Genomic DNA, 23,417 nt, shown 5'->3' with positions numbered 1-23,417 from the left:
GACCGTCGCAAGCACCCCGTTCGGGCGGTCGGCTCGGCGCGGGACGCCGGCCACGGAAACCGAGAACGCACTCTTCACGGAGGAGACGACTCATGCGCGCACTGACCTGGCAAGGCAGGAGGGACGTCCGCGTCGAGACCGTTCCCGATCCGGTCATCGAGGATCCGCGCGACATCGTCATCGACGTCACCTCGACCGGCATCTGCGGATCGGACCTGCACCTGTACGAAGTGCTCGGCCCCTATCTCGACGCGGGGGACATCCTGGGGCACGAGGCGATGGGGATCGTCGAGGAGACCGGATCCGAGGTGACCGCCCTGGCACGCGGTGACCGGGTGGTCGTCCCGTTCAACGTCTCCTGCGGAACCTGCTTCATGTGCGACCAGGGGCTGCACTCGCAGTGCGAGACGACGCAGGTGAAGGAGTACGGCACGGGGGCCTCCCTGTTCGGCTACACGAAGCTCTACGGCCAGGTGCCGGGCGGGCAGGCGGAGTTCATGCGCGTCCCCTTCGGCGACACCCTTCCCGTCAAGGTCCCCGAGGGCCCGGACGACGACCGCTACGTCTATCTGTCGGACGTCCTGCCGACCGCCTGGCAGGCCGTCGAGTACGCCTCGGTGCCGCCCGGGGGCAGCGTCACGGTGCTCGGCCTCGGACCGATCGGCGACATGGCTGCCCGGATCGCGCTGCACCGCGGCGCCGGTCTCGTCGTCGGCGTCGACCTCGTCCCCGAACGGCTGGCCCGCGCGGCGGCGCGCGGCATCCAGGTGATGGACCTGGGCCGGTACGGGAAGGACCTGCCGCAGGCGATCCGCGACCTCACCGGCGGCCGGGGCACGGACGCGGTCATCGACGCCGTCGGCATGGAGGCCCACGGCGCGCCGCTCGGGAGGGCGGGCCAGTGGGCCACCGGGCTGCTCCCGGACGCGGCGGCCCGCAAGGTGATGGAACGGGCCGGCGTCGACCGGCTGACCGCGTTCCTCACAGCCATCGACGTGGTGCGGCGCGGCGGCACGATCTCCGTCTCCGGCGTCTACGGCGGAGCGGTGGACCCGCTGCCCCTGCTCACGCTGTTCGACAAGCAGATCCAGCTCCGGATGGGCCAGGCGAACGTCAGGCGGTGGATTCCCGATCTCCTGCCCCTGCTCGGCGACGACGATCCGCTGGGCGTCGACGGATTCGCCACGCACCATCTGCCGCTGGAGGACGCGCCGCAGGCGTACGCCGCCTTCCAGGCGAAGGCCGACGGCATGGTCAAGACCCTGCTCCGACCCTGAACCGCGGGCGAAGTCCCGTACGGCGCTGGTCGTCATCGACATGATCAACCCGTACGACCACGAGGACGCCGACCAGTTGCTCCGCTCCGCCGAGCGGGCCGTGCCCGTCATCGCCCGTATGCTGGAGGTGGCCCGGTCCGGCGGGACGCGTGTCGTCTACGCCAACGACAACTTCGGTGACTGGCGCTCCCATCACGGGGAGATCGTCGAGGCGGCGCCGGCCGGGGCCCGGCCGGATCTGGTCGAACCGCTGCGGCCGGACGACCGTTCGCTCTTCGTGGTCAAGGCCCGGCACTCGATCGTCTACGAGACACCGCTGCCGTATCTGCTCCACCACCTGGGCATCGATCACCTCTTCCTGACCGGCCAGGTGACGGAGCAGTGCGTTCTCTACTCCGCGCTCGACGCCCACATCCGGCACATCGACCTGACCGTCCCCCGGGACGGGGTGGCCCACATCCACGCGGACCTGGCTGATGCCGCGCTGCGGATGGCGGAACGCAACATGGGCGCCCGGGTGTGCGCCGCCGAGGACATCGACCTGTGACCCCGGCCGGGGCACCGTCCCCGGGCCCCCTTTCGGCACCCCGGGCGGCGTTCGCCGGAGCCGACCGGAACGCCGCCGCAGGTCAGAGGTGTCTCAGCGACCGACCGCCCTGAGGAGCTGCTCCTTGTTCATCGTGGAACGGCCCTCGATGTTCTTCTTCTTCGCCTCTTCGTAGAGCTGGTCCTTGGTGCGTCCCTGGGCGCCCTTGTGCGAGCGCTCCCCGCCGCGCTGGGACGCGGACTTGGGGTCGCGTGTGGATGTCCTGCTCGCCGTCTTCGACTCCCCCGCGCGGGCGCGTTCCTTGTTGACGGTGCGGGCGGCGATCTCCTTGGCGCGCTTCTCCGACTCGCCGCGGCTCTTCGCGCTCTCCTTCACGTGCTCGTACTGGCGCTCGCGCTTGCGGTTGGATCCTGCCGGCATGACGGTGACCTCCTGGTCGCTGGTGCGGGTGTCCATTGGTCCGGTTGCCCGGTTCACGCGCTCCGACCCGGTTCGGGCGGGCCGTCTCCGCAACATCGCACCGCCCGTGCGGGCCCGCTCACCGGGCCGTGCGCTCGGGTGACGGCGTGGACCGGTGCGGCCCGTACCTGGAACGCACCCGGAACGCACCCGCGCGAACTCACGCGGTTCCGGCCCGGAATGACCTCCATGGCCCGCGGTGGACAGGGGTGGGGAGTGCTCCGTCGGAGTCGAGCAGGGTGCGTCCGCACGCCACGGCCGGCTCATGGCGACGCCCCCACCGGTCCGCCGTACGCGGAGGCGGCGAGGAATCCGCCGGCCGGGGTGCCGGGTACGAAGGTCCGGCCGGACGCGTCTCTCCGGACGCCCGTGCGGCCCGCGCCGGCACGGACCGGCGCGGACCGGCGCGGATGCGGGAACACCGGTTCACGGGGAGCATCGGAGGTGGAAGCCGCTTCACCCCGACGGGCCCGTCCGGGTCCAGTGCGGAGGATCGTGCGTATGCCCGGAGTCAGCGCCGTGCCACGGCTGCCCCGTCCCAGGGGTGTGCTGTCGGCGGCGGTGACGGAGGCCCTGCGGGACGGCACCGCACCGCGCGACGTCCTGCCGGCGGATCGGGTCGATCCGTACGGTGACGATCTGCAACTCGCCCTGTACAGCTGTTACGAACTCCATTACCGGGGCTTCCGGGGCGTCGATCCGGAACGCGAATGGGACGTCGCGCTGCTGTCCCTGCGGGCGGCCCTGGAGGAGCGCTTCCTGGCCGCCCTGCGGCGGGACGTGCCCGTCCCGGGCGCCCTGGAGACCGTTCTGGCGGACCTGCTGGTGCAGCCCGCGCACTCCGACGGGGTGCCGCATTTCCTGGCCCGGCACGGCACGTTGACACAGGTGCGGGAGTACGCGCGACAGCGTTCGCTGTACCACCTCAAGGAAGCCGATCCGCATGCCTGGGTGCTGCCCCGGCTGAGCGGCCGCGCCAAGGCGGCGATGGCCGCCGTGGAGTTCGACGAGTTCGGCGGCGGCCGGGCGGAGCGCGTGCACGCCCGGCTGTTCGCCGACCTCATGGCGGACCTCGGGCTGGACACGGGGTACGGGCACTATCTGGACGACGGGTTCGCCGAGATGCTCGCGCTGGTCAACGCCATGTCGCTGTTCGGACTGCACCGGAGCCTGCGCGGCACGCTGGTCGGGCACTTCGCGGCCGTCGAGATCACGTCCTCGCCCGCGTCCCGGCAGCTCGCCCGCGCCATGGCCCGCACGGGGGCGGGCCCGGCCGCCGAGTTCTTCTACGACGAGCACGTCGAAGCGGACGCCGTGCACGAACAGGTGGTGCGCAACGAGGTCATCGGCGGGCTGCTCGACGACGCACCCGATCTGGAAGCGGACGTCGCGTTCGGCGTCGCCGCCACGTCCTTCCTCGAAGACCGTCTCGGCCGGCGCCTCCTCGCCGAGTGGGCGGCCTGACACCGGAGACACGACACCTCCGGTGGCACGCGCCCGAAGGAGAAGAACCGTATGGCCGCACCCACGGACACGCGACGACCGACCGGGCGCCCCTTCCTCGTCACCCCGCCCGGGGTCTACACGCCGCAGAGCGACACCCGGCTGCTGCTGGCCGCCCTCGAACAGGAACGCACCGGCCCGGACACCTCCGTGCTGGACATCGGCACGGGCAGCGGGGCCCTCGCCGTCCGCGCCGCACAGTTGGGCTGCGAGGTCACGGCCGTGGACATCGCGCTCCGGGCGGTCGTCACCGCGCGGCTCAACGCCCTGCTGCACCGCAGGTCGATCACGGCCCGCCGCAGCGATCTGACGTCCGCCGTCGGCACGCGTGCGTACGACCTCGTCCTGTGCAACCCGCCCTACGTCCCCGCCCCGGGCGCCCCGCCGCGCGGTGCCTCGCGCGCCTGGGACGCGGGGGTGGACGGCCGGGCCGTCATCGACCGCCTCTGCGCGGGAGTACCGCCCGTGCTGCGGCGCGGCGGCGTCCTGCTCATCGTGCACTCCGGGCTCTGCGACGCCGGTGCCACGCTCGACCGGCTCGCAGGGGCGGGGCTGGACGCGGGGGTCCACAGCCGGGTCCGTGTCCCGCTCGGCCCGGTGCTGCGCTCCCGCCTGGCCTGGCTGCGCGAACGCCGACTGCTGCCCGCCGGGGAGACGAGCGAGGAACTGGTGGTCATCCGTGCCGAACGCCCCTGACTCCCCGTGCCGCATCACCCTGACCCCGCGGGGCCCCCTCCTCGTGGAGGGACCGGTGGAAGTCACCACGCCCGACGGGTCCGTGCACACCTCCGACCGTTTCGTGGTCGCCCTCTGCACCTGCCGGCGCAGCGCCGTCTACCCGTGGTGCGACACGAGCCACCGTGCCCGCAGACCCACGTGAGCCGCTCGGCCATGAACCGGGACGAACTCCTGGTCCCGCTGAGGTCGGAGATCGGAACGCCACCGCGGCGCGGGCTGATGACGGCTCACGCCGCCACAGACCCGGGTCCGCGGGTCGGCCGTCCCGCCCGGGGCGGCGCCGCCTGTCGCGGACCGGTCCCACGACGTCCGCCTCACGCACCCCCGAGAAGCGTCGCGACGGCCGCGCGCGCATGGCGGGCCGGGGCCGGGTCGCCCGTGATTCCGGCGGTCACTATGGCTCCCTCGGCCAGGAGGAAGACCGGCTCGGCCGCCGGCAGTCCTGCGGCCCGGGTCCAGTCCGCGATCTGGTCGTGGAACGCTTGTTTGTGCGTACGGACTTCGGCGAGCACCGCCTCGGACGAGGTACCCAGTTCGCCGTGGGCGTTGATCCAGGCGCAGCCGCGGAAGCCGGGTTCCGCGAACCATGCGCCGAGCCAGTCGAAGACCGCGAGGACCCGCTCACGGGGATCCGGGTTCTGCTCCACGTACGCGGCCAGGGCCCCCCGCCATCGCCGGTCGCGGCGGCCGAGCACCGCCACCACCAGGTCCTCCTTCGCCGGGAAGAAGCGGTAGATCCGCTTCAGGGGCAGGCCGGACGCCGTACGGATCAGGTCCATCCCGACCGCCTGGATGCCTTGCTCGTAGAAGAGCCTTTCCGCGGCGTCGAGCAGCGCCTCACGGTCCAGACGGTGCTGCTCGTCGGTGATCGGGGCGGGCATCCGGGACTCCTTGACATCGAGAACGGTCGTTCCCTACCTTAGGTCACCTTGATGGAGAACGTACGTTCTCAATGCGTTCTCGATGCGTTCTCAGTTGCCTTTCCGTTGTGCTCTCGATGTGTTCCCGATGATGTGGAGGATCCCGTGACCGACAATCGCCCGCCCTTCCCGCCGTTCACCCACGAGACGGCGCTTCGGAAGGTCCAGGCCGCCGAGGACGCCTGGAACACCCGCGACCCCCGTCGCGTGGCCTCCGCGTACACGCCGGATTCGGTCTGGCGGAACCGTGACACCTTCCTCCGCGGCCGCGACGAGATCACCGCCTTTCTGACGCGGAAGTGGGAGCGCGAACAGGCATACGCGCTGCGCAAGAACCTCTGGTCGTTCCACGAGAACCGGATCGCCGTGCGCTTCCAGTACGAGTGGCACGATGCCGAGGGCCAGTGGTGGCGCAGCTACGGCAACGAGTTGTGGGAGTTCGATGGACACGGCCTCATGAGGCGCCGTGAGGCGAGCATCAACGACGTCGTCATCTCCGCGTCCGACCGCCGGATCCACGGCCCCCGGCCCGCGGACGAGCGAGGGGTCGAGTTTCCGCTGCGGTAGGCCCCTCGCCGCGCCGCGAGGGGCAGGCCGACCGTGTCCGCCGAGGGCACGGGCGGGAGCGGGGACACCGGCGCCACGGCGTGCCCCGAGGTGTCAGGAGAGGAACGCGACGGCGGGGAAGTCCGGTGACGGTCCGTCCAGGAGATGCCCCCGGCGGTGGCGCAGGTGGGCGTCGAAGAACGCGAGCGGGTACGCCTGCTGGATGCGCACCGCCTGACCGGGATCGAGCGTGCCTATGGCGTCCTGGAGTTGCTGCGCGCTCCATCCGAGGATGTCCGCCACCTGCGGGTACAGGGCCTCGTTGTCCCCGTACGAGATGTGGACGGCGCCCTCGGCCCGTACGTCCCGCCGCCACCCCCGCAGAAGCGACCAGAACGCGGCTGCCTCGGGGTCCGTGGCCCGGGTGAACTCGGCGGACATCATCATGAACGGCCGGTCCAGGGCACCGGCGAGCGGCGGCCTCATCTGCATCGGCCCGTCGATGCTCAGTCCCGCCCGGATCCGGGTGTCCGCGAGCGTGGCGCAGGCCGTGGCCGTCCCGCCCTTCGACCAGCCGAACGCGCCCGTGCGCCGCGGGTCGAGGGAGCCGAGCAGCCCGGCCGGCAGGTCCCGCCGGTCCACGTCCGGATTGTGTCCTGCCGCGATCCGCTCGACGCAGTCGACGACGAACCGCAGGTCGGCCGCGAAGTCCCCGGGCAGCGTCGGTGTGTCGGGGGCCTGGAGCGGGGCGGCGACCCGCCCGTCGGGGAACACCGTGTACGTGTCGTACTGGTGGGCCACCGTCACCACCGCGTAGCCATGACTGGCCAGCTCCTGGACCACGACCGTGTGGTCCCCCTGATGACTGTGCGCACCGTGGGAGAACACCACGACCGGCAGTCGTCGGCCCGACCGCCTCAGCGGAGCCCCCACGTGTCCGGCGGTGACCGGTGCCAACGGCGCCAACTCCCCGAACCCGACATCCGCGAGGAACGCCTCCAGGGCACCGGCCGGAATCCAGGGCGCCCGCGGACAGCCCTCGACGCTCCGGGCCGGATACCACACGGTCGCCATCAGCTCCCGGAAGTGCCCCGGGCCCGCGATCCCGTCCGGCCGTGACCGGTCGACCAGATGCAGCGGGACCGTGCCCACCGGATACGGCCCGGTGGGCTCCGGCAGCGTGAGCCGCCCCGGGGCCGGTCCGCGCCCCTCCGGAACGGCCCACGCGGGGCTCCCCACCGCGCCGAGCGGTAAGGCGGCCCCCGTGGCCAGCGCGGCTCCCAGCACGCGGCGACGTGTCGGGCTCCGGTACGCGGTGAACGGCGGAACGGCCATGGGACCTCCATGTCACGAGGGGGCGATCGTGCCGTCACGACTGGTTTCGTGGGCACGACGGAACGCTGTCACATGCCCTCCCGTACGGCATCGGCCCACGGGTCTACAACCGTGGGTCGATACGGCGGACACCGGACCGCACCCTCGGACCGTGGCCGTGCGCGTACCTGCTGCCACGGCGTGCTCGTATCGGGTTTTCGGCCAACCCGGCCCCGATCGTGGGCTCATACGCGGCAAGGGCCGCGCCCCCCGAGCCTTCGAACACCGCTGGCCGGCGGCGTGCGAAAGCCGTCCGAAAGAACACGTGCTCGAAATCCGTGCTGCTCGTTGAGCATCCCGACGCCTCGCAACCACTGCCTGGGAGGGACCACGTTGACTCAAGGTGAACCGGACACGGACGAGAACAACGCGGCCCTGCCGAAGCCCCCTGCCGGGGCCGAGGACGGCGTCTCGGACGCCGAGCAGGAGCTGTACGGCGGCCGGCTGCGCTACGCCGATTCCTTCGTCCGGCACGAAGGCCCGCTGACCCGCCTGGGCTTCGGCCACATGGCGGCCGCGCTGCCCCGCATGGTGGGCATGGTGCTGCGCACGGGCTGGGAAGCGGACCGGCGGGCGCTCTGCGGGGTCGTGGCCGCACAGCTCGGGCAGGGGGTGACGGCGGGCTGGGGGCTGGTGGCGGTCAACCAGGTCCTGACGCGGTTGTTCGCCGACGGCCCGACCGGGGACAAGCTGCGTGAGGCGCTGCCCTCGCTGGTGGTGCTCGCGGTCGCGGCGGTGGCGTCGGCGGTGCTGTCGGCGTGGTCGACGGCGATGTCGGGCCGGCTGGAGCCGCAGGTGGAGCGGGCGGTCTCCGCCCGGTACTACCGGGCGGTCACGCACGTGGAGGTGGAGGCGACGGAGCGGCCGGAAGTCCAGCGGGTCCTGGAGGCGGGACGGTTCGGCACGGACTCGGCCCGCAGCATGCTGCGGCTTTCGGTCGGCGTGGGCAACGTGGTGATCGGCATGGCGGCGGCCGCGGTCGTGCTGGCGTCGCTGCACTGGGCGCTCCTGCCGATGCTGCTGGCGATCGCGCTGCCGAAGGGGTGGGGGGCGGTGCGCTCCGCGCGCCGGGAGTACATCTCCCGGCTGAACTGGGTCGACCACCGCCGGGCGATCGCGTCGCTGCTGGCCTACCTCACTCGACCGCACGCGGCCGCGGAGATCCGTGTCCACTCCGCGGGCAGGAAGCTGCTGTCCGGCTACGAGGAGATGTCGGCGCAGACGGAGGCGGAGCAGCGACGCCTGGCTCGGGCACAGGCGAGCACGGACCTGGTCGCCGGGGGCTTCGCCGGGATGGCCTCGCTGGCCTGCTACGGATTGTTGTGGTGGCTCCTGGCGTCGGGTGGGCTGCCGCTCGCCGTCGGCGGGACCGCCGTGATCGCCATCCGCACATCCACCGCGCGGCTCACCTCGCTGGTGCAGCAGGTCAACCGCCTGTACGAGGAGTTGCTGTTCCTCACGGACACCGAGGACGCCATCGCGGTGGCGGGCGAGCACGCCATCCCGACCGCCGGGACGCCGCTGCCCGCATCGGTGGTGGAGGTGCGCACGGAGGCGGTGTCGTTCACCTACCCGGGTGCCGGCAGTCCTTCCCTGAAGGAGGTGAGTGTGCGGGTGCGCCGGGGACGGGTGACGGCTCTGGTGGGTGCGAACGGCTCGGGGAAGACCACGCTGACGAAGGTGCTGGCGGGCCTGCTGATGCCGTCCGACGGCAGCACCTGGTGGGTGGGTGAGTCGGGTGAGCGGGTCGAACTCCGTGAGGCGGACCGTGCCCAGGTTTTCGGCAGTGTCGGGCTGCTGGCGCAGGACTTCCCGCGCTGGGAGATGACGGCGGCCGCGAACGTGGCCATCGGCGCCGGGGACCGCCCCCGGGACATGGACCGCGTCCGCGGCGCCGCGCGGGACGCGGACGTGCTCGATCTGATCGAAGGGCTGCCGCACGGCTGGGACTCGATCGTCTTCAAGGGCTACGAACGGGGTGTCCAACTGTCGGGCGGTCAGTGGCAGAAGGTGGGATCCGCGCGGTTCAGATACCGGCAGGCGCCGTTCCTGCTGGTCGACGAGCCGACCAGCGCCCTCGACCCCCATGCCGAGATCGCCGCGTTCCGCGGGCTGTGGTCCCTGGCCGAAGAAGGGCACGCGGTCGTCCTCGTCACCCACCGTCTGGCCGCGACCATGCATGCCGACCACATCTACGTCCTCGACCAGGGGCACGTCGTCGAGGACGGCACCCACGACGAGCTCATGGCCCGCGAGGACGGGCTGTACCGGGGCATGTTCACCGCCCAGGCCGCCCAGTACGGCATCGCCCCCGCGACCGGCACGCTGCCCCGCCCCCGAAGCGCACCCACCCCCGGTCACGACACGGCGAGATGAACTCCGGCAGTCCGCGCACAGCCTCACCCGGCAGCACACCCGCCCCTACGTCGAAGGCGAACCGATGGTCAGCTCCTCCGCGATCCGCACCGTCGTCCACGCGTACGTCCGCCGCCACCCGGGCGAACGCGAGTCCCTGACCGGGCTGCTCGCCGCGCTGGAGCAGCCTGCCGGTACGACCGCCCGCACCGCGCTGCCCGGCCGGGTGACCTGCAGTGCTGTGGTCATCGGCCCTGACCGTCGGGTGCTGCACATGGAACGTCGGGGATCCGGGACCCTCCGTATCCCCGGAGGACACGCCGAGGCAGACGATCGCACGCTCCTCGGCGCGGCCGTACGCGGGGTGTGCGACGAGACCGGACTCCGCCCGGGTGATCTCTGTTTCACCCCGCAGTTCCTCGACGATCCGCTCGACCTGGAGGTCCGCGCCGCAGACGCCGCCCCGGAAACCGGCGAACCGGCCCGCCTGCACGTCGACTTCCGCTTCGCGTTCTCCCTCACGGCGGAGCGGCCGCCCGCCCCCACGCCGCAGAGCCGGGAGGTCACCGGAGCCCGGTGGCTCCCGTACGCCGACGCTCCGTCCCCCGCGCTGCGGGCGAAGCTCCTGGCAGCGGGGGCGGACGGTCTCGGCGGCCGCCCGGAGCCCGTCAACGCGAGCGTCCTGATCCATGACGGGGCCGGCCGCTACCTGCTCCATCTGCGGGACGACCGGGAGGGGATCTGGGAGCCCTGGGTCCTGTCCCTCCTCGGGGGCGGCCGTACGCGGGAGGACGCCTCCCTGGAGGCGACCCTGCGGCGCGAACTCGCCGAGGAGGTGCCGGGCCTTGAGCCCACGGAGCTGATGCCGTTCGCCGTGGAGGAGGCGACGAGCGTCGACGGCCTGTCCGTGCCCGTCAGCGTCCACAGCGGGCGCTGGAACGGTGACGCCGCAGCAGTCGAACTCCACGAAGGCGTCCTGCTCATGTGGTGCACCGTGGACATGCTCGACCGGCTCCGCCTGAGCCCGGGACTCCGCGAACTGATCCTGCGTCACGCGGCCGAGCACCCCGCGAATGAGCATCTGCGGGACGGCAGCACCCCGCCGCCGATCGAGACACCGCCGGACCCCGAGCCGCACGTCGTCGGTGTCCACCTCCATCTCCAGGACGACCGGGGCCGGATCCTCCTCGGCCTGCGCCGCCCGGACGCCTCGTCCCCGGCGGGCATATGGCACTTCCTGGCCGGTCGCTGCGCGCGGGAAGCCGCGATCGACCGCCTGGTCCATGAAGCGAAACGGGAAGCCGGTCTCACCATCGCCCCCGAGGACGTCGACCTCATCCACACCGTCCACCACGTCGACTCCCCCGACGCCATGCCGGGGATCACGCTCGTCTTCCGGGCCCGCTCCTGGAAGGGCGACCCGGAGGTCCTGGAACCCGGGCGGTATGTGCGGTGGCGGTGGTGCGATCCGCGGGACCTGCCGGACGCGGTCGTGCCGTACACCCGGACGGCGATCGCCGGGATCCTTCGGGGCAGCACGTACTCCGAGCTGGGCTGGGGCGAGCGATGAGCACCGGCTCCCGGGTGCCGTCCCGTTCTCTGCGGGCCCGGGAGCCGGCCGCCTTTCACGGTCCCGTCGAACTGCCCCGGAACCGACTTTCACGAACGAGGAGCAAGCTGTGGGAGACACCAGGACCGACTGGTCCACGCACTACGACGCCGCCCGCGACCTCCGGCGGCTCGGTGACCGGGAGAAGGCCCTGCTCACCGAGCACACACCGGCCCCCGAGAACGGCCGTGCTCTCGCCATCGGTTGCGGCACGGGCGAGCTGTCCGGCCACCTCGCCTCGCTCGGCTACACCGTGGAGGGCGCGGACTTCGCGCGGGACGGGCTGGAGCAGACCCGCGAGGAGCACGCCGGGGCGGCGGAGGCGCGCCGGCTGGGCCCGGACGCGGACGACGTCCTGGCGGACCTCACCGAGGACGGCTACGACCTGATCGTCCTGCGGTTGTCGATCGCGTTCGTCCGCGATCGCGCACGTGTGCTCCGCGCTCTGGCCGCGCGGCTGCACGAGCGCGGAGCGCTCGTCGTCATCACACCGATCGCGGAGCACACACCGCAGGAGCGGCGGCACATCGCCCTGGACGAACGGGAACTCGACGCGCTCACCGACGGGTTCGCGCACACCGAGCGGATCGACACGGACGGCCTGGCGGTGCTGGTCCTGCGCGGGGCGACGGGATCGTTCAGCGCGCCGGAGAAGCTGCGGCCCGAGCCGCAGGCCGTCCTCGGTGCCGCGGCGGTGGTCACGGATGCCTGCGGCCGGGTCCTGCTGGGCCGTTCCGTACGGGGCATGTGGGAGCTGCCCGGCGGCCGCGTCGAGACCGGTGAGAGCGCACCGGAGGCCGCTGTGCGCGAACTGACCGAGGAGACCGGGCTGACGGCCCGCGCGGAGGACGCCCATGTCATCACCGTGCTGCACGACGACCGGCTGGACGTCCGCCGTGTCTCCGTCGTGGTCCGTGTCGCCCGCTGGGACGGTGAGCTCTCCCTGCCCGAACCGCACCGCTTCGTGCGCTGGGAGTTCCACGACCCGCACACCCTGGCCGGTCTGGGGAAGATCTTCGCTCCCAGCGCGCAGGCCCTGATCGCGGTGTGGCCCGGGGTGCTGCCGGGACTCCCCCCGCTCCATTCCTACCCGTGCTCCCCGGGCGGCCCGCCGGTGTCCGGGGAGCCGGCCTCGGCGGTCCGGCTGCGCGCGCGGATGGCGGACCGTGTGATCGGCAAGGGCTGGGCTCCCTCGCCGCGTGTCCAGGCCGCGTTGCGTGCGGTGCCCCGGCACCGGTTCGTCCCCGAGACGCGCCCGGAGACGGCGTATCACGACGACCTCGCGGTGGTGACGGTCCGTGAGTCACCCCGGAGGGCGCTCAGTTCCGTCTCCGCGGCCTGGTTGCAGGCCGACATGATCGAGCAGCTCCGCCTGGAGCCGGGGTCGACCGTGCTGGAGGTCGGCTCCGGCGGATACAACGCGGAACTCCTGGCACACGTCCTGGGCGAGCGCGGCCGGGTGGTGACCGTGGACATCGACCCGTACGTGGTGCACCGGACCAGGCGGCTGGGCGCGGAGGCCGGCAGCGGCCGGGTCACCGCCGTCCTCGGCGACGGCGGACTCGGCGCGCCCGCCCATGTCCCGGCCGGCGGGTTCGACGGGATCGTCGTCACGCACAACGCGTCCGACATCGCGCCCGCATGGCGCCAACAGCTCGCCGAAGGCGCCCGGCTGGTCGTGCCGCTGGAGATGGGCGGCTACACCCGCTCCCTCACCCTGGTCCGGCGCGGCGACACTCTGCACTGCGAGCACTGGACGTACTGCGGATTCGTACGCGACCGAGGCGCCGCCGCGCGGACCGCCCCCACCGTCGCGCCGGCCGACGGCGCGGTCACGGTGCGGTGGGAGGACGGATCGCCCGGTGACACCACCGGTCTCGACGACGCTCTGCGCGGCCCCCGGCACGAACGCTCCACGGGCCTCGTCGTGCACGGGGTCTTCAACTTCGAGACCCTGCAGATCTATGCCGCGACCACCCTGGCGGGCTTCTGCCGCCTGTCCGCGCCGACGGGATCCCCGCTCGTGGCACAGCAGGACGCGGCGGCGATCCTGGCGGACGACTCCCTCGCCTATCTGACCCACCGCAGAGCAGCGGCCGGCGACCGGATGTCGGAGTTCTTCATCCACGCCTACGGCCCGGCGGCCGAGGAGTTGGCGGAGCGCTTCGCGCAGTGCGTACGCGTCTGGGACCGCGAGGTACGGGAGAGCGGCTACCCTCCGATGACCGTCCACCCGGCCTCGACGCCCGACGACGAGCTGCCGCCCGGCGACGTACTCGACAAGCCGAGCGCGCGGCTGGTCCTCCAGTGGCCGGGCCGGACCCCTACCGACGCACCGAGCCCCTGGACCGCAGGCGGACAGCATGCCTGACTCCCGCGAGCCGCCCCCGGAGGAGCGACACCATCCGCGCCGTGCCGTTCCTGCTCGGGGTGTTCGCCCACCCCGAAGACACCCCGCACACCGTCCTCGCCACCGAGTACGTCACCCGGAACGCAGTCAGATGAGGAGCACCATGACCACCACACCCGCTTCCGGCGAACTGCCCGGCAGCGCCATGACCGACGAGGAGTACGGCGACCTGCGCGCCTCGGCCGCCCTGTGGGCCGGGACGTCCGTGCTGATCACCAATGCGCGGGGGCAGGTCCTGGTCCAGCACGTCGACTATCTCGACACCTGCCTCCTGCCGGGCGGCGGCGTCGACAAGAACGAGTCGCCCGCTCACGCCGCTGCCCGGGAGCTGGGTGAGGAACTCGGGATCACCGACAGCCCCGTCCGTGGCCTGGCCGTCGACTGGGTCGCCGCCGGCAGCACCAAGGCGCCGCCGGCCGTGCGGTTTCCCGGTGAGATCCTCCACGTCTTCGACGGGGGAACCTGGGACGAGGACAGGATCGCCTCGATCCGTCTGCCGTCCAGTGAGATCACCGCGGTCGAGTTCGTCGAACCCGCGCGGCTGCCCGAAATGCTCGCCCCGTCCGACGCCCGGCGCGCCCTGTCCGCGCTGCGGTCCAGGATCAACGCTTCAGGCGCCGCGCTGCTGGAGAACGGCCGGCCCATCGCCCCGACGGTCCTGGACCGTCTCGGCATTCTGCGAACCGCCCGCCCCGCCCACCACTTGTCCTGGCGGGACGGACCCGCCCCGCGAGAGCTGCCTGTCCAGCAGGTGTGGGGCTGGCTGTTCGCACCGGACGGGCGCGTCCTGGTCCTCCTCGGAGCCGACACCGGAGGCGCCGTGCTGCCCGGCGGCACACCCGAGGACCAGGACCTGGGCGATCCCGAAGCCACCCTGCGCCGCGAGGCCGAGGAAGAAGCGGCTGCCCGCTTCATCCGCCCCCGGTTCCTGGGACACCTCACCGCCCCGGGCACCCGGCGCGGATACCTCCGCTACGCGGCACGGCTCACCGGCCTCGGCCCCGTCCGCCCCGATCCGGCCACGGACCAGACCTACACCCGCGTCCTGGCCACACCCGAGCAGGCCGTCGAACTGTTCGACTGGGGTCCGGCGACCGCCCAGCAGCTCGCCGCGGTCCATCGAGCCCGCCGGCACCTGGGAATCCCCCGAGCCGCTCCCCAGGCCGTCACCGAACTCAGCGGTCCCGCTTCCTGGTGACCCGACGACCGCTCACCACGCACCCTCTCCCTCACGGCGGACTCGGACATGGCGGGCCACCTCCCTCGCCTCGCCAAGGTCGGGTCTCCTCGTCCCGCCTTCCGGATGCTGGACGGTCTTCGTTCCGTGCTTGCGCCGCGGCGTAAGGTGGCCGGTGCAGCTGGTTCGCCCCGTCCACCAGGCGGGGTGTCGCAAGAGGGAACCCGGTGGGAATCCGGGACTGCCCCGCAGCGGTGAGTGGGAACGACCGCCGTCATACGCACTGGGTCCGAACGGGTCTGGGAAGCGACGGCCAGTAGGTGTCCTCCGTACGGAGGGCGTGCCCGCGAGTCCGAAGACCTGCCAACTGCCCGCGCACGGACCGTTCCGCGTGCGGACCATCCCGGTGACCTCGTGGGCGGGTCGGCGTACACACCAGACGGAGCGACCGCGTCTCATCCTCGCGGATCATGGCCGTCCGGTTCGTCGTTGCCTTCGCGCTCTCGTCCCGTCCCCGGGATTTCAGGGAATCATCTCGCGAAGGAGATCTCCGTGACACCGAAGTCCGCAGCCGCGGCAGCACGGGCCACCGTGTACGGCTACCCCCGTCAGGGGCAGAACCGTGAACTGAAGCAGGCCGTCGAAGGCTACTGGAAGGGACGCGTCGGCGCCGACGCCCTCCACGCCACCGCCGCCGGGCTCCGCCGCGACAACCGGCGCCAGCTCGCCGACGCCGGAATCCACGAGGTCCCCACCGGTGACTTCTCGTACTACGACCATGTGCTGGACACCACCGTCATGGTCGGTGCGATCCCCGAGCGTCACCGCGCCGCCGTCGCGGCCGACGCGACGGACGGCTATTTCGCGATGGCGCGGGGCACCCAGGAGGTCGCCCCGCTGGAGATGACCAAGTGGTTCGACACCAACTACCACTACCTCGTCCCCGAACTGGGCCCGGACACCGAGTTCTCGGCCGACTCCGCCAAGCAGGTCGCCGAACTGCGGGAAGCCCTTGCCGAGCGGTTGTCCGCCCGGCCCGTGCTCGTCGGCCCCGTCACCTACCTCCTGCTCGCCAAGCCCGCCCCCGGCGTCCCCTCGGACTTCGAGCCGCTGACCCTGCTGGACCGGCTGCTGCCCGTCTACGCGGAGGTGCTCGGCGATCTGCGCGCGGCCGGCGCCGAGTGGGTGCAGCTGGACGAGCCCGCACTCGTCCAGGACCGCACCCCTGCCGAACTCAAGGCCGCCGAGCGCGCCTACCGCGTCCTCGGCGGGCTCACCGACCGCCCGAAGCTGCTCGTCGCCACCTACTTCGACCGGCTCGGCGACGCGCTGCCGGTCCTCGCCAAGGCTCCGGTCGAGGGGCTGGCACTCGACTTCACCGGGACCGGCGCAGCCAACCTGGACGCCCTGGCGGCCGTCGGGGGTCTGCCGGGCAAGCGTCTGGTGGCCGGTGTCGTCAACGGCCGCAACATCTGGATCAATGACCTGCAGGGGTCGTTGGCCACGCTCGGCACTCTTCTCGGGCTGGCCGACCGCGTCGATGTGGCCGCCTCGTGCTCCCTTCTGCACGTACCGCTGGACGCCACCGCCGAGCGGGACGCCGAGCCGCAGATCGTCCGCTGGCTCGCCTTCGCCCGTCAGAAGACGGCGGAGATCGTCGCCCTGGCCACGGCCCTCGCCCGGGGTACCGACAGCATCTCCGGCGAGCTCGCCGCCAACAGGGCCGCCCTCGCCTCCCGCGCGGCCTCCCCGATCACCCGGGACCCGGCCGTGCGCGCCCGGTCCGAGGCCGTGACGGACGCGGACGGCCGTCGTTCGCAGCCCTACTCCGAACGGACGCGCGCGCAACGGGCGCACCTGGGTCTGCCGTTGCTTCCGACCACGACCATCGGTTCCTTCCCTCAGACGGGTGAGCTGCGCGCGGCCCGTGCCGACCTGCGGGCCGGCCGCATCGACCACGCCGGTTACGAGGAGCGCATCCGGGCCGAGATCCAGGAGGTCATCGCCTTCCAGGAGAAGGCGGGCATCGACGTCCTCGTGCACGGCGAGCCGGAACGCAACGACATGGTGCAGTACTTCGCCGAGCAGCTGACCGGTTACCTCGCCACCCGGCACGGCTGGGTCCAGTCCTATGGCACCCGCTACGTCCGCCCGCCGATCCTCGCCGGCGACATCTCCCGTCCCGAGCCGATGACGGTGCGCTGGACCTCGTACGCCCAGTCGCTGAGCCACCGTCCCGTGAAGGGCATGCTCACCGGGCCGGTCACCATGCTGGCCTGGTCCTTCGTCCGCGACGACCTGCCGCTCGGCGAGACCGCGCGACAGGTCGCGCTCGCCCTGCGCGACGAGGTCAACGATCTGGAGGCGGCCGGGACTTCGGTCATCCAGGTGGACGAACCCGCGCTGCGCGAGACCTTGCCCCTGCGGGCTTCCGATCGTGCGGACTACCTGGCCTGGGCCACCGAGGCGTTCCGGATCACCACCGGCGGAGTGCGGCCGGACACCCAGATCCACACCCATATGTGCTACGCGGAGTTCGGCGACATCGTCCAGGCCATCGATGACCTCGACGCCGATGTCATCAGCCTGGAGGCCGCCCGCTCCCATATGCAGGTCGCCGGGGAACTGGCCGCTCACGGGTACCCGCGCGAGGCCGGGCCGGGTGTCTACGACATCCACTCGCCCCGTGTCCCGAGCGCCGAGGAGGCCGCGGCTCTTCTGCGTACCGGCCTCGAGGCGGTTCCCGCCGAACGCCTGTGGGTCAACCCCGACTGCGGCCTGAAGACCCGGGGCTGGCCCGAGACCCGGGCCTCCCTGGAGAACCTGGTCGCCGCGGCCCGTACCGTCCGTGGCGAGCTGCCCGCCGGCTGACGAGCGGGGTCGGGGGCCGGGACGCGACGGGCGTCCCGGCCCCCGGCCGGCTGTTCTACGAGGGCGCGGGGCGGCTCCTCGGAATGAAGACGTACAGGTCGAGGATCTCGGGCATCGGCGCCACTCCCGGACCTCCCGCGCGCACCCAGGCGACCACGTCCTCGGTCGCGTCGGAATCGTTGACCAGGCCGAGCCATACCGGCCGTGCTCCCGCGCGACGGGCTTCGGCCGACGGCTGCACGACGATGACGTTGGCCTGTTCGCACACGTCCAGACACACCGAGACGCGCACCGGGACGGCCGCACGCAGCCGCGCGGCCTGGGCCGCGTGGTCGCCCGGCACCTTGACCGTGCCGCAGCAGCAGTCCCGGCACACCGTCACTCTGCTGGGTGCGGAGGCTGTCACCGCGCTCGGGGCCGTGGCCGAAGGGATCGCTGATTCCGGCATGCCGCCGTCCGCCTCTCGCCGGGGAGGTCCGCCCCGGAATGTCGTGGAGGTGGCGACGGAGTGAGTCTCTGGCTCCCGGGTCCTCCCCGGTCACAGTGGCGGGACCGCGCCGGATTCACACCGGCTTCCTCTGATCCCCGTCGCCCTGATCGGCGGTCATCGTCTCATGCGCCCGGGGACCGTCCGCCGCCCGTGGAGCGGCGAACCGGACCGGAGCGCGGAAGCGGGCGCGGCGCGACGCCCTGCGGAACGTGGTGAGCACGGCGGGACCGGCCAGCAGGACGCAGACGAAGTTCGTCACCGCGCGACCGGTGTCCCAGCCGAGCGAGGTGGCCAGGTCGAAGAGGTATCCGGACAGCGAGCTCGCCCCGACCGGCCCCACGACGACGCTCGGGGCGGTTCTCGATGCGGCCACGAGCGTCAGCGGCGTCACCCCCTCCTCCGGCACCGGACAGCTCACCCCGCTCACCGGCCAGGTCACCAGCGGGTCCAACACCTGGAAGGCGAGTGTCGACCGCTCGGCCCTTTCCCCCGCAACCGTTCCATCGGCGTCGGCGACACGATCGCCCTGCGGTGGGGCGCCTGACGGCATCCGACGGCGGGCCCGCACCATGAGGCGCGGGCCCGCCTGCGCGGCGGCACCGGCCTCCGCCGGACGCACGACCCGCCGGTGTCCTCCATCCATACGGGGAGAACGCCTCCCAGCCAGGGGACATCCCGCGGGGTGGCCCGCCGCGACGACTGGCGCGGGGCTCGCAGTCCGTGGCCCCCTCCCCCTTACTCCCATGGGGGCGGCACGAGCGGCCCGCGCGCATCGTGTACCCGGTCGTCCGGGTGGTGTTGTAGCAGCGCTCCCACCGTTTGAGGGGGCGGCCCCGAAAGGGGACCCCTGCTTCGCCCCGATGGTCGTCCTGGGCTACGGTCGTGCCTCCGTTTCTGCGAGGGAGTGGTGCTGATGCCCCGCCATGTACTGGCCGCGATAGGCATGGACGGCAGGGAAATCGCGTGCGAAGAGCGCCCCGCCGCGCCATCGCTCGCCGTGGTCGCCGCGTACGGAGATATCCATGCCTGCGACTACGTGACCGTCTCCCAGGGGGAGTCCGTCGGGCTCTACGCCCGCGATCCCGGAGGTACGTGGGATGCGGTGACCCCCGGGACCGACGCCGTGACCGCCGACGAGATGCGCCTGTGGTTCGAGCTCACGCACCACTACCCGGGCCCGGAGGGGGCGGACCCGAGCCATCCGCTGGGCAGGGCCCCGCAGCCGGGTCCGGTCGGACGCATCGACGAGCGGCGCGCCATCGCCCTGGTCCAGGAGCACATCGCCACCGGCGGCCTGGACTACCCGGCCCAGGGCCTGGTGGCGGATCGGTTCGCCGCGGGCTGGAGCGTTTACGCGCCCGTCGACGTCGACGACAGCGATCCCATGGCGTTTCTCGACATGCCCGTCGGCCGTTCGGTGTTCATGGTCGGCGACACGGGGCGGATCAAGGAGGTCACCTCCGCGATCCCGCCCGAACAGGCCCGCGCCCTGTTCACCGCGGAGGAGGCCTTCGTACGGCGTCCGCCCGCCGAGGAGGCGTTCATGAACGGCCTCAAGGCGGAGTTCGAGCGCCTCGATGCCCGGTCCGGGCAGCCGGGCGCGATCGCTGACTTCACCGTCGTCGGTACGCCGCCCGAGGACGTGACGGCGGCCCGCGTGACCGCGCTGACCGACGAGATCGCCCGCCAGCTGGTGCTGTGCGGACCCCAGCGGTGGGAGCGCATGGTGGCAACGTTCTCCTGCGCCGTCTCCGCCGAGACGGCCGATCTGTGCTTCTGGCAGCAGGAACGGCCCATGGAGGCACGGGTGCCGGAGCAGACAGCCCTCCTCGTGCGCCGCCAGCGCCACCTCGCGGCCGCCATGCCGGCCGGACCGTGGCTGCGTCTGATGGTCGCCGTCACCAAGGGGCCCGGCGGCGACGCCCAGGTCTCCACCCAGTACGACTACGGTGACGAGCGGCTCCCCGACGGGCAGTTGCTCGCCCCCACGCACTACCGCAACGACCTCGCCGCCTACCCGCGGGCCGACGTACCGGCGTGGCTGCGGGCCTATGCAGGCGCGAACGGCCGGCGCACGGCATCCCCACGCACGACATCCCCGCGCACGGCGCCTCCGCGACCCGCGGCCCCGCGCCCGGAGGCCCCCGAGCGCCCCTTCGTGGACAGTCTGGTCGGCTGGACGACACACGTGGTCGCCGACCGGCAGCGGATCACGTACGGCCATGACGCGCTGGGCTGGGAGGAGATCGAGTGGGTCCGGTATCCCGTCTCGCGGACCAAACACGCGGGCTTCCTGGTCCCCTCCATGTACACCAATACGTACACGTTCGGCGTGGGCAGATACGGGAACTCACCTAAGAGCCTGGGGAATCTGACATGGAGCAAGGGCGGAAAGAGGGCCCAAGCCCCCGAAGGGTGGCTGGCCCTGGTCGAGTTCGCGCAGCGCGTCCTTGAGCCCCGGCTGCTCGCGGAGCATCTCGACCTGATCCGGCGCGGCGGGTCGTTCACCGTGGGCGAGATGCGCGTGCACCGCGGCGGGCTCACGCTGCGCGGGGTCATGGAGGCCGATTGGGGTTCGCTCACGGACGTCGAGGTCGCGGACGGCCTGGTGTGGATCCATGAGCGGGGCAGGCCCCAGCCGGTGAGGGTGTCCCTCGGCAGCGCCAACGCCGTACTCCTGCCCCGCGTCGTCGCGGCCATGGCCGGCTGAGCCGCGGCTATACGTGCAGGCGCCCCGAGACCTGTGTGATCTCCTCGGCGCTCAGCGGGTACGGGCTGCCGTACAGCAGCGGACCGGTGACGACGGCGGGACCGGTTACGGGCGCCGCGCCGTGATCGGCCGCGAGCCGGCTGGCCACGGGGTTGGGCGGGCCGGAGCGCGCCCGTCCCGGGCCGTCCTCGGCGTACCAGAGGGTGAGCTCCTCACCGACCTTGGTGGAGCGTATGTGCTCCGAACCGAGAAGACGAGCGACCTCCTGCACGAGGTCCATCCCGTACGAGGCGGTCTCCACTCGCTGGATGCCCCTGTCGGACACGAGCAGCAGGCCGGACGTCGCCTTGTTGCGCTTGAAGAGTCCCATCCCGACACTCTACGGACGCGGCCACGTCACCTGCCACCCTCTCCCTTGGCCCCGTCACGCGCCGGCTCCTCCCCGCGCGCGGTCCTCCTGGCGGTCCGCACCTGTGGAGCCCCGATTTTCGCCCGACGGGGGTGAGCCTTCGCCAATCCACCTCCCCTGAAAGCGAGTTGGGCAGTCCGGCGCAACGGCTGACGGGCACACCGCCACCAGCCACGGAACCCTGACTTTCACGAGCTCAGCTTCGTCAGGATCCTGTCGTGAATCAGGTCCGCGTGCACGGTCTGCCGGAACGGATCTGCCGCAGTCGAGACTCCCTTTCGCCGATCTCGCCGAGACGCCCGAACGACACCATGGGCTCTCCGCCGACGCTTAGGGCTCGGCGCGCCACTGTGAAAATTTCAGGCCGGGTCCAAGCTTGACCGAGGTGATGTCCTCGACGTGCTGGTTCGGAGTGTGCTCGCTGGTCGAGCTCTCTATCCGCCCTTCGGCGAGAGCCCGTTGATGGAAGGGAACCCGGTCGACGACCTCGCCCTCATCGTTGAGGAAGTCCAGGGTGCCCGAAACGCTGTTGTAGTGCTGTTCGCGCAGAATGCCGTCTACCGTCATCCGCACCGTCTTCTCCTTCCCCGACGGGCGGGACAGGTGAAGATGCTCACGCGCAGTCCGAGCCACCGCAGGTGACGTGGCTTCCGTGCCGGCCGGGAAGGCCTCGTTGTCACGCTTGTCGTCCAAGGCGTAGAGGAGCAGGCCGAGCAGTGCGGCAGATACGGCCGCTACGGCGGCCCACGACAGAAGGCGTGATCGACGAGACATCCCCGCATCCTCGCACGTCGCCTCCGTGCCCTCCCTCCCCTGTCTGCCACACCATCGCCAGCGGCACCCGACTCACGCCTGACGGGCAGTCAGGACAGTCAGGACAGTCAGGACAGGGTCAGCATCCGTCCTGGCACACCTGGTCGAAGAAAGCTCAGGTCAGCGCACCCGGCCACGCGCCTTCAACGGGACCGGGGGCAGTTCGGGGGCGGCGAGCGGGGCGCCGTCGTAGCCCCGCACCGTGCCGAACCGGTCGCCGTTCATCCAGGCCTCGCGGGCCCGTTCGATCTCGTCCTGGGTGCGGCCCACGAAGTTCCACCACATCATGATCTCCTCCTCGAACGGCTCGCCGCCGAGCAGCATCAGCCCCGCGTCGGACTCCGCGCGCAGCGGGAGTTCCGTGCGGCCGCAGCCGAGGTAGAGCATGGAGCCGGGGAGGACGGGGACGCCGTCGACCTCGGCCTCGCCGGACATGGAGAGGACGGCGTACTCGAAGTCGGGGTCGAGGGGGAGGCGGGCCTCGGTGCCGTGGGCGAGGGCGAGGTCGGCGCCGACGATGGGGGTGTAGGCGGTGCCGGGGGAGGTGGCGCCGTCGAGGGTGCCGAGGATGACCGTGGCGGTGAGGCCGGGGGCGACCACGGTGGGCAGGTCCGTGTGGTGCTGGAAGTGGGGTTCGACGTCGCGGTGGGCGTCGGGGAGGGCGACCCAGAGCTGGGCGCCGTGGAGGAGGGCGGCGTGCTGCCGGGGGCTCTCCTCGGAGTGGCTGATCGCGCGGCCGGAGGTCATCAGGCCGAGCTCGCGGGGGCGGATCGTCTCCAGGCTGCCGAGGCTGTCGCGGTGGAGGACCTCGCCCTCGTGCAGCCAGCTCACGGTCTGGAGGCCCATGTGCGGGTGGGGCGGCACCTGCATTCCGGGCTCGTCGGCGATGTCGTCGGGGCCGTAGTGGTCGACGAACGCCCAGGCGCCGACCATGCGGCGGCCCAGGTTCGGCAGCAGTCTGCGGACCTCGGTCGACTCACCGAGCCGGACGTGGCGCGGGGTGAGGAGTTCGCGTACGGGCTCGGCTACGACGAAGCCCCTCCCTCCGCAGACGGAGAGTGCGGCCTGGCGATCGAGATTGCTCATGGCGCTCAACCTATTCCCGTGCGACTCCGGCAGGCTGGAATCCACGCCGAATATTTAGTGGAATGTTAAACCATCTATCGGTGTTGTGGCGTACGGACAGGTACGGGACCGGCCCGGCACCGC

19 protein-coding genes, 2 pseudogenes and 2 riboswitches are annotated in these 23,417 nt (G+C 72.0%); of the genes and pseudogenes, 13 read left to right on the top strand and 8 right to left on the bottom strand.

The window, feature by feature from the left end:
- Positions 1–92 precede the first annotated feature (92 nt).
- Positions 93–1,277, top strand: a complete 1,185-nt coding sequence (locus ACZ4FH_RS10390) for an alcohol dehydrogenase catalytic domain-containing protein (RefSeq protein ID WP_467303732.1) — start codon at positions 93–95, stop codon at positions 1,275–1,277.
- A gap of 25 nt (positions 1,278–1,302) precedes the next feature.
- Positions 1,303–1,824, top strand: coding sequence for a cysteine hydrolase family protein (locus ACZ4FH_RS10385; protein WP_467304024.1), 522 nt, complete (start codon positions 1,303–1,305; stop codon positions 1,822–1,824).
- Between the two features lie 93 nt (positions 1,825–1,917).
- Here ACZ4FH_RS10385 and ACZ4FH_RS10380 read toward each other — a convergent pair whose 3' ends face one another.
- Positions 1,918–2,244, bottom strand: coding sequence for a plasmid stabilization protein (locus ACZ4FH_RS10380; protein WP_467303731.1), 327 nt, complete (start codon positions 2,242–2,244; stop codon positions 1,918–1,920).
- 540 nt (positions 2,245–2,784) lie between these two features.
- Between ACZ4FH_RS10380 and ACZ4FH_RS10375 the strand changes: the two genes are divergently transcribed.
- Genes ACZ4FH_RS10375 through ACZ4FH_RS10365 form a run of 3 tightly spaced genes read left to right on the top strand, consistent with a single transcriptional unit; the run spans position 2,785 to position 4,666 of the window.
- Positions 2,785–3,747, top strand: a complete 963-nt coding sequence (locus ACZ4FH_RS10375; protein ID WP_467303729.1) for an iron-containing redox enzyme family protein — start codon at positions 2,785–2,787, stop codon at positions 3,745–3,747.
- A 51-nt stretch (positions 3,748–3,798) separates the two neighbouring features.
- Positions 3,799–4,482, top strand: a complete 684-nt coding sequence (locus ACZ4FH_RS10370) for a HemK2/MTQ2 family protein methyltransferase (protein WP_467303727.1) — start codon at positions 3,799–3,801, stop codon at positions 4,480–4,482.
- Entirely contained in the window at positions 4,466–4,666 is a 201-nt protein-coding gene (locus ACZ4FH_RS10365; RefSeq protein WP_467303726.1) for a CDGSH iron-sulfur domain-containing protein, read from the top strand. Before ACZ4FH_RS10370 ends, ACZ4FH_RS10365 begins: the two co-directional genes overlap by 17 nt.
- Positions 4,667–4,838: 172 nt before the next feature.
- On the opposite strand, the gene ACZ4FH_RS10360 is transcribed toward ACZ4FH_RS10365, so the two are convergent.
- Positions 4,839–5,405 (bottom strand): TetR/AcrR family transcriptional regulator, encoded by a 567-nt coding sequence (locus ACZ4FH_RS10360; protein WP_467303725.1) that lies wholly within the window; start codon positions 5,403–5,405, stop codon positions 4,839–4,841.
- Positions 5,406–5,549: 144 nt separating this feature from the next.
- On the opposite strand from ACZ4FH_RS10360, the gene ACZ4FH_RS10355 reads away from it, so the two are divergent.
- A complete protein-coding gene (locus tag ACZ4FH_RS10355) occupies positions 5,550–6,011 on the top strand; it encodes a DUF1348 family protein (RefSeq protein ID WP_467303723.1) in 462 nt (153 codons plus the stop codon).
- Between the two features lie 93 nt (positions 6,012–6,104).
- Here ACZ4FH_RS10355 and ACZ4FH_RS10350 read toward each other — a convergent pair whose 3' ends face one another.
- A complete protein-coding gene (locus ACZ4FH_RS10350) occupies positions 6,105–7,325 on the bottom strand; it encodes an alpha/beta hydrolase family protein (protein ID WP_467303721.1) in 1,221 nt (406 codons plus the stop codon).
- Between the two features lie 483 nt (positions 7,326–7,808).
- Here ACZ4FH_RS10350 and ACZ4FH_RS10345 point away from each other — a divergent pair, with 483 nt between their 5' ends.
- The 5 genes from ACZ4FH_RS10345 to metE all read left to right on the top strand — a co-directional run bounded on the left by ACZ4FH_RS10345 (position 7,809) and on the right by metE (position 17,786).
- Entirely contained in the window at positions 7,809–9,740 is a 1,932-nt protein-coding gene (locus tag ACZ4FH_RS10345; protein WP_467304023.1) for an ATP-binding cassette domain-containing protein, read from the top strand.
- Between the two features lie 64 nt (positions 9,741–9,804).
- Entirely contained in the window at positions 9,805–11,289 is a 1,485-nt protein-coding gene (locus ACZ4FH_RS10340) for an NUDIX domain-containing protein (protein ID WP_467303719.1), read from the top strand.
- A 109-nt stretch (positions 11,290–11,398) separates the two neighbouring features.
- Positions 11,399–13,699: a methyltransferase, FxLD system gene (gene fxlM / locus ACZ4FH_RS10335; RefSeq protein ID WP_467303718.1), complete on the top strand. Its 2,301-nt coding sequence runs from the start codon at positions 11,399–11,401 to the stop codon at positions 13,697–13,699.
- A gap of 142 nt (positions 13,700–13,841) precedes the next feature.
- Positions 13,842–14,936, top strand: coding sequence for an NUDIX domain-containing protein (locus ACZ4FH_RS10330; RefSeq protein ID WP_467303717.1), 1,095 nt, complete (start codon positions 13,842–13,844; stop codon positions 14,934–14,936).
- A 144-nt stretch (positions 14,937–15,080) separates the two neighbouring features.
- Positions 15,081–15,297, top strand: a riboswitch (cobalamin riboswitch).
- A gap of 170 nt (positions 15,298–15,467) precedes the next feature.
- Positions 15,468–17,786, top strand: coding sequence for a 5-methyltetrahydropteroyltriglutamate--homocysteine S-methyltransferase (gene metE, locus ACZ4FH_RS10325; RefSeq protein ID WP_467303716.1), 2,319 nt, complete (start codon positions 15,468–15,470; stop codon positions 17,784–17,786).
- 55 nt (positions 17,787–17,841) lie between these two features.
- On the opposite strand, the gene ACZ4FH_RS10320 is transcribed toward metE, so the two are convergent.
- Together ACZ4FH_RS10320 and ACZ4FH_RS10315 are read right to left on the bottom strand one after the other, a co-directional pair.
- Positions 17,842–18,234, bottom strand: coding sequence for a hypothetical protein (locus ACZ4FH_RS10320; protein ID WP_467303714.1), 393 nt, complete (start codon positions 18,232–18,234; stop codon positions 17,842–17,844).
- Between the two features lie 47 nt (positions 18,235–18,281).
- Positions 18,282–18,406, bottom strand: a riboswitch (cobalamin riboswitch).
- Positions 18,407–18,577 (bottom strand): annotated as a pseudogene (locus ACZ4FH_RS10315) (ECF transporter S component); the annotation flags it as partial. It abuts the riboswitch before it with no gap.
- A 19-nt stretch (positions 18,578–18,596) separates the two neighbouring features.
- Here ACZ4FH_RS10315 and ACZ4FH_RS10310 point away from each other — a divergent pair.
- Positions 18,597–18,820, top strand: a pseudogene (locus ACZ4FH_RS10310) (hypothetical protein); the annotation flags it as partial.
- 369 nt (positions 18,821–19,189) lie between these two features.
- Entirely contained in the window at positions 19,190–20,986 is a 1,797-nt protein-coding gene (locus ACZ4FH_RS10305; RefSeq protein WP_467303713.1) for a hypothetical protein, read from the top strand.
- Positions 20,987–20,993: 7 nt separating this feature from the next.
- Here ACZ4FH_RS10305 and ACZ4FH_RS10300 read toward each other — a convergent pair whose 3' ends face one another.
- The 3 genes from ACZ4FH_RS10300 to ACZ4FH_RS10290 form a co-directional block, all read right to left on the bottom strand.
- The gene (locus tag ACZ4FH_RS10300) at positions 20,994–21,356 is read right to left on the bottom strand and encodes a hypothetical protein (protein ID WP_467303711.1); all 363 of its coding nucleotides are present in this window, start codon (positions 21,354–21,356) and stop codon (positions 20,994–20,996) included.
- A 369-nt stretch (positions 21,357–21,725) separates the two neighbouring features.
- Positions 21,726–22,169 (bottom strand): hypothetical protein, encoded by a 444-nt coding sequence (locus tag ACZ4FH_RS10295; RefSeq protein ID WP_467303710.1) that lies wholly within the window; start codon positions 22,167–22,169, stop codon positions 21,726–21,728.
- 159 nt (positions 22,170–22,328) lie between these two features.
- Entirely contained in the window at positions 22,329–23,294 is a 966-nt protein-coding gene (locus tag ACZ4FH_RS10290; RefSeq protein WP_467303709.1) for a pirin family protein, read from the bottom strand.
- Between the last annotated feature and the right edge of the window lie 123 nt (positions 23,295–23,417).

The organism is Streptomyces sp. NPDC024555, assembly GCF_055559335.1.
Note: the sequence above shows the minus strand (reverse complement) of the source record. Positions and strands in the feature narration are given on the sequence as shown.

Excerpts from the sequence above, each read along its gene's own strand:
- ACZ4FH_RS10350 (WP_467303721.1), bottom strand. The coding sequence starts at position 7,325 with ATGGCCGTTCCGCCGTTCACCGCGTACCGGAGCCCGACACGTCGCCGC.
- ACZ4FH_RS10330 (WP_467303717.1), top strand. The coding sequence starts at position 13,842 with ATGACCACCACACCCGCTTCCGGCGAACTGCCCGGCAGCGCCATGACC.
- ACZ4FH_RS10360 (WP_467303725.1), bottom strand. The coding sequence starts at position 5,405 with ATGCCCGCCCCGATCACCGACGAGCAGCACCGTCTGGACCGTGAGGCG.
- ACZ4FH_RS10290 (WP_467303709.1), bottom strand. The coding sequence starts at position 23,294 with ATGAGCAATCTCGATCGCCAGGCCGCACTCTCCGTCTGCGGAGGGAGG.
- ACZ4FH_RS10370 (WP_467303727.1), top strand. The coding sequence starts at position 3,799 with ATGGCCGCACCCACGGACACGCGACGACCGACCGGGCGCCCCTTCCTC.
- ACZ4FH_RS10380 (WP_467303731.1), bottom strand. The coding sequence starts at position 2,244 with ATGCCGGCAGGATCCAACCGCAAGCGCGAGCGCCAGTACGAGCACGTG.
- ACZ4FH_RS10300 (WP_467303711.1), bottom strand. The coding sequence starts at position 21,356 with ATGGGACTCTTCAAGCGCAACAAGGCGACGTCCGGCCTGCTGCTCGTG.
- ACZ4FH_RS10390 (WP_467303732.1), top strand. The coding sequence starts at position 93 with ATGCGCGCACTGACCTGGCAAGGCAGGAGGGACGTCCGCGTCGAGACC.
- ACZ4FH_RS10375 (WP_467303729.1), top strand. The coding sequence starts at position 2,785 with ATGCCCGGAGTCAGCGCCGTGCCACGGCTGCCCCGTCCCAGGGGTGTG.
- ACZ4FH_RS10295 (WP_467303710.1), bottom strand. The coding sequence starts at position 22,169 with ATGTCTCGTCGATCACGCCTTCTGTCGTGGGCCGCCGTAGCGGCCGTA.
- ACZ4FH_RS10320 (WP_467303714.1), bottom strand. The coding sequence starts at position 18,234 with ATGCCGGAATCAGCGATCCCTTCGGCCACGGCCCCGAGCGCGGTGACA.
- ACZ4FH_RS10340 (WP_467303719.1), top strand. The coding sequence starts at position 9,805 with ATGGTCAGCTCCTCCGCGATCCGCACCGTCGTCCACGCGTACGTCCGC.
- ACZ4FH_RS10305 (WP_467303713.1), top strand. The coding sequence starts at position 19,190 with ATGCCCCGCCATGTACTGGCCGCGATAGGCATGGACGGCAGGGAAATC.